Genomic DNA, 13,736 nt, shown 5'->3' on the forward strand with positions numbered 1-13,736 from the left:
ATGTCCGCTTTCGTAAAAATATATGCCAAGAAATTTAAATTTTTTTTTGAAGGCATCGATACTATGTAGTGCACCATGATTTTTGGTAAGATGAATATATACATTTCTTACAAAAGTGAATGAATATAAATGAAGAAAGTGGTGTCGTATGAGCGAGTTATTGCGTGTAGAAAATGTTACAGGAGGATATACGAAACGACCTGTACTGCAAAATGTTTCGTTCTCTGTTAATAAAGGCGAACTTGTTGGCTTGATCGGTTTAAATGGAGCGGGGAAAAGTACGACAATTAAACATATCATCGGTTTAATGGAGCCGAAAAAAGGAACTGTCACAATTAATGGGAAAACAATTCGTGATGATATGACAGCGTACCGTTCTAGTTTCTCCTTCATTCCAGAAACGCCAGTATTATATGATGAGTTAACGTTAGAAGAGCATTTGAAATTAACAGCGATGGCGTACGGTGTAGATGAAAAACAATATGAAGAACGCGTAGGACAACTATTACAAGAGTTTCGGATGAAAAATCGTTTGAAATGGTTTCCGTCTCATTTCTCAAAAGGGATGAAACAAAAAGTGATGATTATGAGTGCATTTTTAGTTGAACCATCACTTTACATTGTGGACGAACCTTTCGTTGGGCTTGATCCGTTAGCGATTCAATCACTTCTTCAAATGATGGATCAAATGAAAAAGAGTGGTGCGGGCATCTTAATGAGTACACATATTTTAGCGACAGCAGAGCGCTATTGTGATTCATTCATTATTTTGCATCAAGGTGAAGTGAGAGCGATGGGAACATTATCAGAACTTCAATCCGGGTTTAATATGCCTGGTGCAACGCTTGATGATATTTATATTGCGTTAACGAAGGAAGAAGATTATGAATAGCACAGCGTTATGGAAAGAACGATTTCGGCACTTTCTAAAAGAAGTTCGTACATATAGTAAATACGTATTTAATGATCATTTGAAATTTATTTTCGTATTTATCATCGGCGCAGGAGCGTATTATTACCAGCAATGGTTACAAACGTTAACACCTTCGTTTCCGACAGCGTTTGTTATGGCAGTCTTACTTGGCCTCGTATTAACAGCTGGGTCCATCCAAACGTTATTAAAAGAAGCGGATCTCGTGTATTTGCTTCCAGTTGAAGAAAAGTTAAAGCCTTACTTTACGAAGGCATTTCTCTTTACGTTTATGATTCAGTTATACATAATCGCAATGGTAGCAGCTGCGCTTGCCCCGTTATATTTCCAGCAAATGAAACAAACAGGTGCCAATTACATATGGATTGTAATCGCGTTTGTCATTGTAAAAGCGTGGAATTTATTCGTAGCGTGGGAAAAATCATTTTTAACAGATCAAAGCGTTCAAAAAGCAGATTGGTTCATTCGCTTTATCTTAAACGGCTTATTTGTGTACGTCCTTGTAGAACGTACTTCATTCATTTTTACCGGTGTAATTGTCTTTCTTATGGCACTATACCTTGCTGTTATGCATCAAAAGGTGAAAGGAAAGCCGCTAAACTGGGAGTATTTAATTTCTGAAGAAGGTAAAAAAATGATGCTGCTGTACCGCATTGCGAATATGTTCGTTGATGTACCAGCGTTAAAAGAGAGAGTATCACGTAGGAAATGGCTTGATTTCATTCTTTCGATGATTGGTGAGAAACGTACATATTTATACTTATATACGAGAACATTTTTAAGATCGGGTAACTATTTCGGATTATATATGCGTTTACTCGTTCTTGGGGGAATTATTCTTTACTTTATCCCATTTTTATATGGACGTTTTATCGTAAGCCTTGTTTTCTTATACTTAATCGGCTACCAGCTCTTAACCCTTTGGAAACATCACCGTATGAAAGTTTGGCTTGATTTATATCCGGTAGGGGGAGACGAGAAGAAGAGAGATTTCCTTACTTTATTAAATGCGATTCTTATTATCGGCAGCGTTGTATTTACAGTTATATTTGCACTTGCGACGAAAGATTTCATAATGACCGGCATTTTATTTGTAGTAAGCATATTATTTAGTATTGGTTTCGTTTATCAATACGGTGCAAAGCGCATTGAGCGTTTAAACTGAAAGGAATGAACCTATGATTACATATGAAGAGAAGGTTATAAAAGAATTGGAGCAGTGGAAAGCTACATTCATGAAAGATTCTTCTATGATGACACGGTTCTCTAAAAAAGTGCAGGTGAAAGTGCAACAACTAGTGCCCGCGAAAGTGCAAAAGGTACTAACAGAAACGATTCGGATGATGGTGCAAACAATTAGTGCTGGATCAAACTTCATAAAACCGAAGCTAAAAGAAACGAACTGGTCACTGCAAAGACGAGACGATGAAGTACGTAAAAAAATGGATGAGTACAAAAAAGTCGCAGCGGCAGAAGGGGCAGGAACAGGAGCAGGTGGTATTCTCCTTGGCCTTGCCGATTTCCCGTTATTACTTACTATTAAAATAAAATTTTTATTTGATGCAGCAACATTGTACGGATTTGATACGAGTAAAAAAGAAGAGCGCCTTTTTATTCTTCACGTTTTCCAACTTGCTTTTTCAAGTGACGATCACCGAAAAGAAGTATGGAAAGCGATTGAAACGTGGGATACAGAAGAAGAAAATCATATGGACTGGGAAAAGTTCCAAACAGAATACCGAGACTATATCGATTTAGCAAAAATGCTCCAGCTCGTCCCGATCATCGGTGCCCCGGTCGGAGCGTACGCAAATTATCAATTGTTGCAAAGGCTTGGGGAAGTGACGATGAATTGTTATCGTATGCGATTGCTTAATAGAAATTAATTTGTTTTACAAAAAGTATCCTAAATTACACATTTAGGATGCTTTTTGTTATTTTTATTCATATTTTTCATCTTTTTACCAATAATATACAAATAGAGTTACTTGAGATTACTTTACTGTATTTAGGGGTGCAAATATGAAAGTATCAATTTTTATCACTTGTGTGGCAGATGTTTTTTATCCAGAGGTCGGAAGTGATGTCGTCGAAATTCTTGAAGATTTAGGGTGTGAAGTTGATTTTCCAAAAACTCAAACTTGCTGCGGACAACCTGCTTATAATAGCGGGTATGTGAAAGAAACAAAAACAGCTGCAAAACATATGATTGAAGCCTTTGCTAGTTCAGAATATGTTGTGGCACCATCGGGGTCTTGCGCTATGATGGTTCACGGGTTTTCTAGCTTATTTTCTGAAAGTGAAGCAGATTGGAAGAAAAAAGCTACTGAACTTGGAAATAAAACATATGAATTCACACAATTTCTAGTTGAAGTGTTAGGGAAAGAAGATTTAGGTGCGGAGCTTCATAAAAAAGCAACGGTTCATACATCTTGTCATATGAGCCGATTAATGGGGATTAAGGAACCACCGCAAAAACTATTAAAGTGTGTAAAGGGACTGGAAGTTGTTTCATTGCCGCATAATTATGATTGTTGCGGATTTGGAGGGACATTCTCGGTGAAAATGCCAGAAATCTCTGAGCAAATGGTTGAAGAAAAAGTAAAGCATATTATGGAAACCGGTGCGGAATTGTTAATCGGGATGGATTGTAGCTGCTTAATGAATATAAAAGGACGTTTAACACGTAATGGTTATCAGATTGATGTAAAACATATTGCTCAAGTATTAAATGAAGATCGAAAACAAGGGGGGATATAGAGATGGGAATGAAAATTGGGAACGATCCCTTTCATAAGCGTACTGCAACAGGTATTGGGGATCAATTTATGCGACAGGCTGTCAGGAAAGCGCAAGATGGTCTGAGAGTCAAGAAATTAAAAGCTACTGAGAGTCTTGGGAACTGGGAAGAATGGCGAGCTTTAGGAGAAGAAATTCGAAAGCATACATTAGAAAACCTTGATTATTATTTATATGAGCTGAGTGAAAATATTGAGAAAAACGGTGGTTTCGTTTATTTCGCAAAGACTGCAGAAGACGCAAGGGAATATGTAAAAGAGATTGTAAAAAAGAAAAACGCGAAAAAAATTGTGAAATCAAAATCGATGGTAACGGAAGAGATTAGTTTAAATGAAGCGATTGAAGAAGCTGGAGCGGAAGTGTTAGAAACAGATCTTGCTGAATTTATTCTACAAGTGAACGACCACGATCCTCCCTCGCATATTGTTGTTCCATGCCTTCACAAGGATAAAGAACACATTTGTGAAATATTTAAAACAAAGTTAGATTATACTGGAACATCTGATCCTACGGAAATGGCGAGGTTTGTAAGATCGTATTTACGTGATGATTTTTTTGCAGCGGATATAGGGGTGACTGGATGTAACTTTGCTGTTGCAGAGTCTGGATCAATTTCTATCGTAGCAAACGAAGGAAATGCAAGACTTACTACGACACTTCCAAAAACGTTGATTACAGTTATGGGGATGGAGCGTATTGTTCCGACGTGGGAAGAGCTTGATGTTTTAGTAACACTTCTATGCCGAAGTTCTGTAGGACAAAAGTTAACAAGTTATATTACAGGGTTAACTGAGCCTGGCGGGACGGATGGACCTGAGGAATTTCATTTAGTCATTGTTGATAATGGCCGTTCCGATATTGTAGGAACAGAATTCCAAAGTGTCCTTCAGTGCATTCGTTGCGCGGCATGTATTAATGTGTGTCCTGTATACAGGCATATTGGTGGACATGCATATGGCTCAATTTATCCAGGACCAATTGGAGCTGTGTTGACACCGCTTTTAGGGGGATATGATGAATATAAGGATTTACCTTACGCATCTAGCCTGTGTGGTGCTTGTACAGAAGCGTGTCCAGTGAAAATCCCGTTACATGACTTATTAATTAAACATCGTAGCCGCATTGTAGAAGAAAAACAATCACCTGTAGCTTGGAACGTGGCTATGAAAGGTTTTGAAAAAGCGGTGAAGAGTCCTAGACTATTTTCTTTTGCAGCGAAGAGCGCTCCGTATGCATTAAAACCTCTTGCAAAAGGGGATAAGATCGAGCGTGGAATTGGGCCGTTAAAAGCTTGGACGGATGCGAGAGATTTTCCAGTTCCGAAAAAACAACCGTTTCGAGAGTGGTTTGAAAAACACGAAAAGGAGAACAATGATGGCCATCCAAAATCGTGAGGAATTTTTACTCCAGTTATCAGAAAAGCTTGGTAGGAAACGTCCAGAAGCAGTGAAAAAACCGAACTGGTCTTTTTCCCCGCAGTGGGATGTTTTTGACGGACTGGCGCAAGATGAACTTGTATTAAAGTTAATAGAGCACTGCGAAGTGATTCATACAGAAGTAAAGCGAACAACAAAGGAAAATCTTGTTGAAACATTTCAATATTTAATAAAAGAATGGAATATCAAATCTGCTATGTATTCGAACGATGAGCGCTTTAATGAGTACGGTCTTACTTCATGTTTCAACAATGAAGGCACAACACATTTTCGTGCATGGGGATTAGGTGATAAAGAAGAGGACATAAAATTTGCGAAAGCTGCTGACCTTGGCATTACGTTCAGTGATATGACTCTGGCGGAATCAGGAACCGTTGTGCTATTTAATGATGGGTTAAAAGGAAGGCATGTTAGTTTGCTTCCAGAGTCATATATTGCAATCGTTCCTAAAAGTACGATCGTACCAAGGTTAACCCAAGCTACAAAACTGATTCATGATCAAAGTAAAGCGGGAGAAAACTTGCCGGCTTGTGTGAACTTCGTTTCTGGTCCGTCAAATAGCGCAGATATTGAAATGAACCTTGTCGTAGGTGTACACGGGCCAATTAGAACAGCGTATATTATTGTGGATGATCAATAATGATTTACGTGTGCGACAGAGCGCCCGCGCATACGAGTTGGAAATATAAATGAAACATTATAAGAGTACTGAAAATAGAAAGCGCTGGCTGTTAAATATAACCGGGGCTTTTTATTTTGCGTGCCCAGGTTATTAGTTTTTAAGTTCTAAATTTTTTGAATGAGACATAGAGCTTATACGATATTCTCCGCCACTATATTCTACATCCACAGAGAAAGTTTTACTTTTGTCATCTTTAACATGTCCATTTATAAAAACTGTTTGAAAATCATTGGGAGCAAATTTATGACTTGTAAGGGTTACTTCTAAATTCTCTTTTTCTTTGAAATATTCAATTGTTACTTTTTTTGCTTTATTAACTATTTGTTGTTCAGTATTTTTTTGATCTATAGTACATCCCCCTAAAATACTTAAAATAAATGTAAAGAATAGAAAAAAACTAATCTTTTTGATTTTAATATCCATATTTATGCTCCAATAATGACATCTTGATTATATAAAATATCGTGATAGAAGGAATGTTTTTAGGGAAAAAAGCACTCACTTTTTCTGGTAGCGGGTGCTTTTTAGTTTTCTTTCTTATAAGGAATACTCCTGAATGAAAGAAGCAAACTTAAATAATTATGTTGACGTGAAACTATTAGATTTAATGTTTAAAATCAAAATTATTAGACGCTGAGATAGAACCAATATGATAATCATTAGCGTATTGGACTGAAGCGGTAAACTTTTTACTTTTGTCATTTGTTACATAACCTGAGATAAGGATAGTTTGAAAATCTTTTTGTCCAAATTTATGATCAGTGATTGTTACATCTAAGCCCTCTGTTTCTTTAAAATATTTAATTGTTACCTCTTCTGCCTTTGTTACTATTTCTTTTTCTTCATTTGTTTTATTATTCATACTGCATCCTCCTAAAAGTATAAGTGTAAGAATAATGAATAATCTTATACTATATTTTTTCACGAATAATCACTCCATTAATAGTGCGTTATATTCCTCGCCACTAAATTTTATATTCACTGAACATTGTGTAGTGAAGCAAAAAGAAAAGGCACTCTAAAGTGCCCCAATTATTAGTTTTTAAGCTCTAAATTTTTGGTGGTTGAAATAGCGCCGATATGATAATTATTTGCGTATTCAACTGAAGCAGTAAATTCTTTAGTTTTATCATTAGTCACATAGCCTGATATAGAGATAGTTTGAAAGTCTTTTGGTCCAAATTCATGATCAGTAATTGATACATCTAAGCCCTCTGTTTTTTTGAAATATTGAATGGTTTCTTCTGTTGCTTTATTAATGATTTCTTCCTCGGTATTATTTTCATTATTACAGCCTCCTAAGGTAGTAATAATGAAAATGAAAACTAAATAAAAAAACAATCTTTTATGCAACATAATTCTCCTCCAATCATTGGTTCCTAAATTAGGGATATATCAAATGTTGTAGAAGAGAAACTTTAAAATGTTTTAATAGGTTCAAATCAATCTAGGTTTTTAAGAATTATTTGAGGGGCTCCTTTTGAAAATAAAAATAGACACCTTATTGTTAGGTGCCCAAAAGTTTGATACATTGCTTCTAAATTTTTAATGTTAGAAGTTGAGCTTATTGAATATTGATCTCATCCTTTATATACATATGAAATAATTGGAATTAATATAAAGGGCCAACAAAAATATACTTTATTTTCATATTAATTTCAGTCATCATAACTAATACTTTCAACCTTATTTTTATAATTTATATCTGCAGTTATTTTACGGTTTGGATTATTTGTTACATGACCAGATACAAAAATCACCCAAAAATCTGAGGGGGCGAATTCCACTCTTGTCACTGTGACACCTAGCTTTTTATCTTCTTTAAAATGTTGGATTGCGATCTTTTCTGCTTTTTCTTTTAATGCTATTTCCTCATTTTTTTATCCATATTGTATTATTTTTTTAGAGAAAAATTCGTTGAAACAGAACCAACATTATAATTATTATTGTAATCTATTGTAGCAGTGAATTCCTTGCTTTCATCATCTTTGATATGACCAGTTATGAAGACTGATTCTAGATCATTAGAAGGGAACCTGTAATCAGTAATAGTTACATCTAAATTTTGTTTCTCTTTAAAGTAATTAATTGTTTTTTCTGTTGCTTTATCTACTATTTGTTTTTCTTTATTATTTTCCTGCATATTACATCCCCCAATTATTGTACTTACAAAGATAAAAAAGACAAAAAAGGTAAATTTTCGGATTTTAATTCTCATGTTTACCCTCCGTTAATGTTGTTCTATAATTTAGAATATACTAAATATCCCGAGGAGGGAATACTTTGGATAGCAAAAATACACAAGAAGTGTTAGATTTAAGCTTTTATCGAATGGCTAAAGATGCGTATAAATCAGATAAAGAGTTAAGAAATGAAATTACAGTGAATAATGCGAATGATGATACTTTACAAACATGGAAGGTCCGTGAAACATTCCACGACAAACAAACCGGAATGGACGCAGTAGTCTTTGAACGAGATGTCGATGGGAAAAAGCAAGTTATGGTAGCTTTCCGAGGTACAGAAGGGGATAAAATTATAGAGAAAAACTCTTTAGGCATTCCGATGAAGTCAGGGGAAGGCATGAAGGATTTAAAAACGGATACCAATCATTTTGTATTACGAGAAGGTGTTCATGAACCAGCAGCACCTCCTGTAGCAGGGACTGAGAATGAAGGTTCAAAGAAATATTGGAATGAAGAGAATCAGCGCTGGGAAACACACAATCAATTCGAACAGGCTGAAAGGGTCATGAAACAAGTAACGGATACATACAAGGACAGGGATGATGTGGAGATATATACGACGGGTCATTCGTTAGGGGGAGCTTTAGCGGAATATGCAGCGGCATCTAATGATAATGTAAGATGTATGTCATGGAATGCGCCGAGTGCAAAACATTTGTTACCGCCTGATTTACAAGAAAAAGCAAATAATGGTGAGTTTAATAATAGAATTGTAAGTGTTGTTCACGGAAATGATTCAATTGGCTATGGACCATTTGGTGCATATGAAAGTCATATAGGCTCTACTTATACGGTAACCCCACCAATTTCGAAAGAAGAAATGTCAAAGCTATCATTACAGCAAAAGATCGGGATGGATGTTACTCGATTTTTGAATTCGATAAGTGGCCCTGGTTATCACTATCAAACAGATCAGAACTTCCGGTTTGGAGAGAATGGGTCTTTATCCAATAAATACTTGTTAAATGTAGACACGAATGAAAGAGTTTATGATTCACCAGGCGCGTTATTAGGCGGGGGAGAGATTCGTGTGGTTGTAGAGAATTTGGAAAAGGCCGTAAGAGATATGAAGCGAAACGCGCAAGAATTTCAAGATAGAGTACCGAGGTTAATTTCTAATATGATGACATTATTAGAAACGGCTGAAAGTAGACGGGTAGAAGCTAAAGTAAATAATATACGTGCACATGTAGAGCATTTAAGTTTTTGGTACATACGAACAGCAACGGAAATTTCAGATTTTATTGAGAAGAAAGCCGATGATTATAAGAAGACGGATCAACAATATTAAGGGAGAAGATTAGGATGCCGAGAATTTACTTAAATGAAGAAGCATTGAACCAAGCCTTACAACAATTTGACCATATGATCCAAGACTTAAATCATAATAAAAGAGTTGTAAGTAATGTACATAATTTACTCTTATCAAGCTGGTCGCAACTTGGAGTGGGGAAGAAGGCCATTAGTGATTTAGAATCTTTTAAAAAAGATATCGAAAGAAGGATGGAAGAATTAGAGTCTGATAAAAGGGAGTTAAAGGGTGCGATTGATTTATTAAAAGCGCTAGATCAAAGTTATGATTACATGGGGCCTAAATATTAAATTACAAGAAGCACTCACAAAGGTGCTTTTTGTAGTTTAACTGGATTAAAGATTATTGTAGTCATTATTAAGGAATATGATCCTAGATCCATAATGTAGATTGAAAAAGTAATATACAATTTTGAATCAAACTTGCAAACGATGATTTTTTATTTTACAATTTACTTACCGACCGGTAAGTAAAAATAAGTGAGGTACAGTATGACAAAGAATTTACAAACATCGCAAAACATTGTAGAGGCATCATTTAAACTCATGGCAGAGCACGGTATTGAGAAGATGAGCCTTTCTATGATTGCGAAAGAGGTAGGTATTTCAAAACCGGCTATTTATTATCATTTTTCTTCTAAAGAAGCGTTAGTTGATTTTTTATTTGAAGAAATTTTTTCTGGGTACCATTTTGCAAGTTACTTCGATAAAGAGCAATATAAGAAAGAAAACTTTGCAGAAAAATTAATTGCCGATGGTTTACATATGCTCTCTGAGTATGAAGGACAAGAAGGTATACTACGCGTCATAAATGAATTCATCGTAACTGCATCGCGAAATGAAAAGTATCAGAAACGCTTATTTGAAATACAAGAAGATTTCTTAAATGGTTTCCACGATTTATTGAAGAAAGGTGTGGAACTTGACGTTGTGTCACAACAGGCAACGGAAGAAAATGCTCATACGTTAGCGCTCGTGATCGATAATATGAGTAATTACATGTTAATGGGATTCCAGTTAAAGTATAAAGAAATTTGGATTCGAAATGTGAAAAACGTCATGAAGGAGGAATAAAAGTGAAAATGCAAAAAAACTGGTGGCTCGGTTTTCTTGGATTTATTGGCATTTATCCCGCATTAACGGGCAGTAAGACCCCCACCTCAAAATTCAGCGAAAGCAAAGAAGTTAGGTGGGGGATCAACTGCCCGTTAAAGCCCGATTGGTGAGGGCTGATTAAAGTTTCACTTTATAAAATACCAGGTATGATTGAAGCTTTTCAAGCGGATGGAAGTTGGATGAAGTTAATCGGCTTCATTTGGCTACTTTGGTTCGGATATTTTATTCCTGAGAAGAAAGATAAAGAAGAATAAATACTAATTTTCTGTAAAGTTATGTAAAATATAGATTGAGAGTATTCATATATTAGATTAATAGATTTGGAGTGGTTACATGGATCCATTGAAAAATGAAATTCATCCTGACATGGTCAAGGTGTGGAAAGTTCGTGCTGTAATTGAAGAAGGGATAGGTATTCTCGTCATCTTAGTATACCTTTTCCTCATGATAAAGTTTGATTGGTGGGCGTGGATTTTGTATGTGATGGTTGGGTTAACAGTTGCGCTAGCACCATTTTCGTACTTTTTATTCCCGAAACTACGTCAGCGTTATTATAGCTATCAATTAAATGAAGAAGAGCTTGAAATTCAGCACGGTCTTTTCGTTGTAAAGCGCGTATTAGTACCGATGATTCGTGTACAGCACGTTACAATTGAACAAGGACCAATTATGAGAAAATATGGATTAGCAGAATTACATATTTCAACAGCAGCAACTTCTCATAGTATTCCAGGCTTAACGATGTACGAAGCAGAAATGCTGAAAACGAGAATCGCAGAATTAGCGAAAGTGAGTGATGAGGATGTATAAGAGGCAGCATCCCATTACGATGTTATTAGAATTAAAAATAACAGACTTTATACCATTATTTATTTTCATGTTTAGTTTAAATGGAAAGTTTCCATTTTGGTATTTAATTCCCGCTGGATTCGGTTTACTCACCGTCTTTTCAGCGTTTGAAAAATGGTATTACACAACATACTGGGTTGAAAATAACGTATTACATGTGAAACAAGGGCTCTTTGTGAAGAAGGAGAGCTACTTAAATAAAGAACGTGTTCAAACGATTAATACGAGTTCAAACGTGTTATATCAAATGCTCGGTTTAAAGAAAATTCAAATCGAAACAGCTGGCGGAGGCGATGATGCCGAAGTAAGCCTAGCTGGTATTACAGAAGATGAGGCGAAGGAGCTTATTTCCTTACTAAATGAGCCAACTCCAGAAGTAAAAGCAGAAGAAACATCAGAAGAAGTAGTAGAAAAAGAAGTTATGACAGAGGAAAAGCAAGCGACAGAGTACAAATTAACTTTGAAAGAAATTTTATTAGCATCTGTTACATCTGGTCAGTTTGGATTATTATTCTCATTAATCTTTTTCGTGTATCACCAAGTAGATGAGTACATTCCGAAATGGATAAAAAATAGCGTAGAGTCGTATGTAATGGATCATGATATATACGGCTGGATTTACATGGTAGCTATTTTACTCGTCCTTTCGTGGATTATATCTACAATTGGTTACGCGTTAAAACATGGTAATTTCACAGTAAATCGAAAAAACGATGAAGTGCGTATTTCTCAAGGATTACTTGAAAGGAAAGAACTAGTACTAAAGTTACACCGCATTCAAGGGATTACGATAAAAGAAGGTATTTTCCGTCAGATGTTCGGTTATTGTGCTGTGCAAGTCGAAGTCATTCAAAGTAAGGGATTGGGAGAAGAGAAAGACAAAGTTACGCTGCATCCGATTATTCGAAAAGATCGTGTGCAAGAGTTACTCGCTCATTTACAATTGCCATATGAACTGAATACAAATATTACTGCATTACCAAAAGCAGCCTTGCGCCGTTATTTAATTGATAGTTTCATTTTCTTCGCAATGCTAGCAGTCCCGCTTACTGGGATAAGCATATACTTTGAAAAGTATTTCATCATGTGGGCGTTGTTACCGCTAGCTATCCTCATCTTTACACTTGGATACGCAACATTTAAAACAAATGGTTACGGTGTAAATGGAGAACAAATTACGATTATACATCGTAGTATTGGGAAACATACAGGACTTGTAAGAAGAAGACACGTCCAATCAATTGAAAAAACACAATCATATTTCCAGCGCCGAGCGGATTTATGTACGTATACGTTTTCTAGTGCATCATCGAATTATAAACTAGAGCATACGAGAGTAGAAGATGCGGAGAGAATGCAGGATTGGTATAAGAAGAGAATAAGTGAGAATTAATTTGAAAAGGCTTGCCTAGTATGAAAGGCAGGCTTTTTTGTTATGGAGAAATGAGTAATTTGATTCATATATGGGTGCAAATACAGCTCACATTTCTCAATACGTATCAGAAAAAAGTAGTACCTTTCTATTTCAGGGAAATTCGTGAAATTTTTGATATAAATGGTATACTAATATAGAAATAATATTAGGAGGTTATATATGATAAGTCAGTTGAAAAGAGAAGCACTTGATGCATTAAAAGGAAAATGGGGATTAGCGGTAGGGGCAACCTTATTACTTGGAATCCTTATTGGAGCTGTTGAACTTCTAATTACAGGTGTTTTCTCGATGTTTTGGGGTTGGGAAGAAGCAAGTGATTCGCTTACAGTAAGTATTATTGCAATGCTTGTTATTGGTCCGTTAACAATAGGCGCCTACTATCTTGTTTTAAATGTAATCCGTGAGACTAGTGCTCGCATTGGTGATTTATTTAGATGGTTTAGCGATGGAAGTAAGCTTATGAAGTCGTTTTTAACATATTTACTAATGTATGTATACTTGATGCTATGGACATTACTTCTTATTATTCCGGGTATTATTAAATCATTTTCTTATTCTATGACGTATTTTATTTTGAATGATCGTCCAGAATACACAGCGAATCAAGCAATTACCGAAAGTCGCCGTATGATGAATGGACATAAAATGGATTACTTTTTACTATGCTTAAGTTTCCTTGGCTGGTTCATTTTAAGTATTCTTACTTTAGGAATCGGTTTCTTATGGTCTGCACCTTATTTCTACGCGACATCGGCAGCATTTTATGAAGAGATTTCAAAAGAATATTATAAAAAAGAAGGTACTACCTTCTAATAAAACACCTAAACCACTTATCCCCTAAAGAATATAGGGAACAGACGGTTTAGGTGTTTTGATATGTGTTCTGTTTTCGGGTTCACTTCAGGATAAGGTATAGGTTTTTATCCCGCTA

The 13,736-nt window shown here is 35.7% G+C and carries 17 protein-coding genes; 13 read left to right on the forward strand and 4 right to left on the reverse strand.

The window, feature by feature from the left end; translation table 11 throughout:
* The first annotated feature begins 148 nt into the window (after positions 1-148).
* The 6 genes from ecsA to QCI77_RS05385 all read left to right on the forward strand — a co-directional run bounded on the left by ecsA (position 149) and on the right by QCI77_RS05385 (position 5,806).
* Entirely contained in the window at positions 149-892 is a 744-nt protein-coding gene (gene ecsA, locus QCI77_RS05360) for an ABC transporter ATP-binding protein EcsA (RefSeq protein ID WP_001292616.1), read from the forward strand.
* Positions 885-2,096 carry an ABC transporter permease gene (locus tag QCI77_RS05365; RefSeq protein ID WP_088038759.1) on the forward strand — a complete coding sequence of 404 codons (1,212 nt, stop codon included), beginning with the start codon at positions 885-887 and terminating at the stop codon, positions 2,094-2,096. Before ecsA ends, QCI77_RS05365 begins: the two co-directional genes overlap by 8 nt.
* A gap of 13 nt (positions 2,097-2,109) precedes the next feature.
* Entirely contained in the window at positions 2,110-2,817 is a 708-nt protein-coding gene (gene ecsC, locus QCI77_RS05370; protein WP_002030211.1) for an ecs operon protein EcsC, read from the forward strand.
* Positions 2,818-2,953: 136 nt separating this feature from the next.
* The gene (locus QCI77_RS05375) at positions 2,954-3,691 is read left to right on the forward strand and encodes a (Fe-S)-binding protein (protein ID WP_353824624.1); all 738 of its coding nucleotides are present in this window, start codon (positions 2,954-2,956) and stop codon (positions 3,689-3,691) included.
* Between the two features lie 2 nt (positions 3,692-3,693).
* On the forward strand, positions 3,694-5,124 hold the full coding sequence (locus tag QCI77_RS05380; protein ID WP_088292334.1) for a LutB/LldF family L-lactate oxidation iron-sulfur protein: 1,431 nt from the start codon (positions 3,694-3,696) through the stop codon (positions 5,122-5,124).
* Positions 5,105-5,806 (forward strand): LutC/YkgG family protein, encoded by a 702-nt coding sequence (locus QCI77_RS05385; RefSeq protein ID WP_088292333.1) that lies wholly within the window; start codon positions 5,105-5,107, stop codon positions 5,804-5,806. Before QCI77_RS05380 ends, QCI77_RS05385 begins: the two co-directional genes overlap by 20 nt.
* 132 nt (positions 5,807-5,938) lie before the next feature.
* Here QCI77_RS05385 and QCI77_RS05390 read toward each other — a convergent pair whose 3' ends face one another.
* From QCI77_RS05390 to QCI77_RS05405, 4 genes are all read right to left on the reverse strand, one after another.
* A complete protein-coding gene (locus QCI77_RS05390) occupies positions 5,939-6,271 on the reverse strand; it encodes a hypothetical protein (RefSeq protein ID WP_353824625.1) in 333 nt (110 codons plus the stop codon).
* Between the two features lie 181 nt (positions 6,272-6,452).
* Complete coding sequence (locus tag QCI77_RS05395) at positions 6,453-6,773, reverse strand: DUF1433 domain-containing protein (protein WP_353824626.1); 321 nt, start codon at positions 6,771-6,773, stop codon at positions 6,453-6,455.
* 110 nt (positions 6,774-6,883) lie between these two features.
* A complete protein-coding gene (locus tag QCI77_RS05400) occupies positions 6,884-7,204 on the reverse strand; it encodes a DUF1433 domain-containing protein (RefSeq protein WP_061689379.1) in 321 nt (106 codons plus the stop codon).
* 538 nt (positions 7,205-7,742) lie between these two features.
* Positions 7,743-8,066: a hypothetical protein gene (locus QCI77_RS05405; protein WP_001220548.1), complete on the reverse strand. Its 324-nt coding sequence runs from the start codon at positions 8,064-8,066 to the stop codon at positions 7,743-7,745.
* Between the two features lie 113 nt (positions 8,067-8,179).
* Here QCI77_RS05405 and QCI77_RS05410 point away from each other — a divergent pair, with 113 nt between their 5' ends.
* From QCI77_RS05410 to QCI77_RS05440, 7 genes are all read left to right on the forward strand, one after another.
* The gene (locus tag QCI77_RS05410) at positions 8,180-9,385 is read left to right on the forward strand and encodes a lipase family protein (RefSeq protein WP_483298992.1); all 1,206 of its coding nucleotides are present in this window, start codon (positions 8,180-8,182) and stop codon (positions 9,383-9,385) included.
* A 14-nt stretch (positions 9,386-9,399) separates the two neighbouring features.
* Complete coding sequence (locus QCI77_RS05415) at positions 9,400-9,696, forward strand: hypothetical protein (protein WP_001137435.1); 297 nt, start codon at positions 9,400-9,402, stop codon at positions 9,694-9,696.
* 201 nt (positions 9,697-9,897) lie between these two features.
* A complete protein-coding gene (locus QCI77_RS05420) occupies positions 9,898-10,479 on the forward strand; it encodes a TetR/AcrR family transcriptional regulator (RefSeq protein ID WP_353824628.1) in 582 nt (193 codons plus the stop codon).
* A gap of 2 nt (positions 10,480-10,481) precedes the next feature.
* On the forward strand, positions 10,482-10,631 hold the full coding sequence (locus tag QCI77_RS05425) for a hypothetical protein (RefSeq protein ID WP_353824629.1): 150 nt from the start codon (positions 10,482-10,484) through the stop codon (positions 10,629-10,631).
* A 223-nt stretch (positions 10,632-10,854) separates the two neighbouring features.
* Positions 10,855-11,331 (forward strand): PH domain-containing protein, encoded by a 477-nt coding sequence (locus tag QCI77_RS05430; protein ID WP_098322978.1) that lies wholly within the window; start codon positions 10,855-10,857, stop codon positions 11,329-11,331.
* On the forward strand, positions 11,324-12,763 hold the full coding sequence (locus QCI77_RS05435) for a PH domain-containing protein (protein WP_201051428.1): 1,440 nt from the start codon (positions 11,324-11,326) through the stop codon (positions 12,761-12,763). The genes QCI77_RS05430 and QCI77_RS05435 overlap by 8 nt, the downstream gene beginning before the upstream one ends.
* Before the next feature lie 201 nt (positions 12,764-12,964).
* Positions 12,965-13,618 carry a DUF975 family protein gene (locus tag QCI77_RS05440; RefSeq protein ID WP_002030230.1) on the forward strand — a complete coding sequence of 218 codons (654 nt, stop codon included), beginning with the start codon at positions 12,965-12,967 and terminating at the stop codon, positions 13,616-13,618.
* The last annotated feature ends 118 nt before the right edge of the window (positions 13,619-13,736 follow it).

This window comes from Bacillus cereus group sp. MG9, from assembly GCF_040459995.1.
Lineage (GTDB): Bacteria > Bacillota > Bacilli > Bacillales > Bacillaceae_G > Bacillus_A > Bacillus_A mycoides.

Coding starts and splice junctions, on each gene's coding strand:
- QCI77_RS05385 (WP_088292333.1), top strand. CDS start 5,105: ATGGCCATCCAAAATCGTGAGGAATTTTTACTCCAGTTATCAGAAAAG.
- QCI77_RS05410 (WP_483298992.1), top strand. CDS start 8,180: ATGGCTAAAGATGCGTATAAATCAGATAAAGAGTTAAGAAATGAAATT.
- QCI77_RS05375 (WP_353824624.1), top strand. CDS start 2,954: ATGAAAGTATCAATTTTTATCACTTGTGTGGCAGATGTTTTTTATCCA.
- QCI77_RS05440 (WP_002030230.1), top strand. CDS start 12,965: ATGATAAGTCAGTTGAAAAGAGAAGCACTTGATGCATTAAAAGGAAAA.
- QCI77_RS05420 (WP_353824628.1), top strand. CDS start 9,898: ATGACAAAGAATTTACAAACATCGCAAAACATTGTAGAGGCATCATTT.
- QCI77_RS05390 (WP_353824625.1), bottom strand. CDS start 6,271: ATGGATATTAAAATCAAAAAGATTAGTTTTTTTCTATTCTTTACATTT.
- QCI77_RS05430 (WP_098322978.1), top strand. CDS start 10,855: ATGGATCCATTGAAAAATGAAATTCATCCTGACATGGTCAAGGTGTGG.
- QCI77_RS05435 (WP_201051428.1), top strand. CDS start 11,324: ATGTATAAGAGGCAGCATCCCATTACGATGTTATTAGAATTAAAAATA.
- ecsC (WP_002030211.1), top strand. CDS start 2,110: ATGATTACATATGAAGAGAAGGTTATAAAAGAATTGGAGCAGTGGAAA.
- ecsA (WP_001292616.1), top strand. CDS start 149: ATGAGCGAGTTATTGCGTGTAGAAAATGTTACAGGAGGATATACGAAA.
- QCI77_RS05365 (WP_088038759.1), top strand. CDS start 885: ATGAATAGCACAGCGTTATGGAAAGAACGATTTCGGCACTTTCTAAAA.
- QCI77_RS05415 (WP_001137435.1), top strand. CDS start 9,400: ATGCCGAGAATTTACTTAAATGAAGAAGCATTGAACCAAGCCTTACAA.
- QCI77_RS05400 (WP_061689379.1), bottom strand. CDS start 7,204: ATGTTGCATAAAAGATTGTTTTTTTATTTAGTTTTCATTTTCATTATT.
- QCI77_RS05405 (WP_001220548.1), bottom strand. CDS start 8,066: ATGAGAATTAAAATCCGAAAATTTACCTTTTTTGTCTTTTTTATCTTT.
- QCI77_RS05380 (WP_088292334.1), top strand. CDS start 3,694: ATGGGAATGAAAATTGGGAACGATCCCTTTCATAAGCGTACTGCAACA.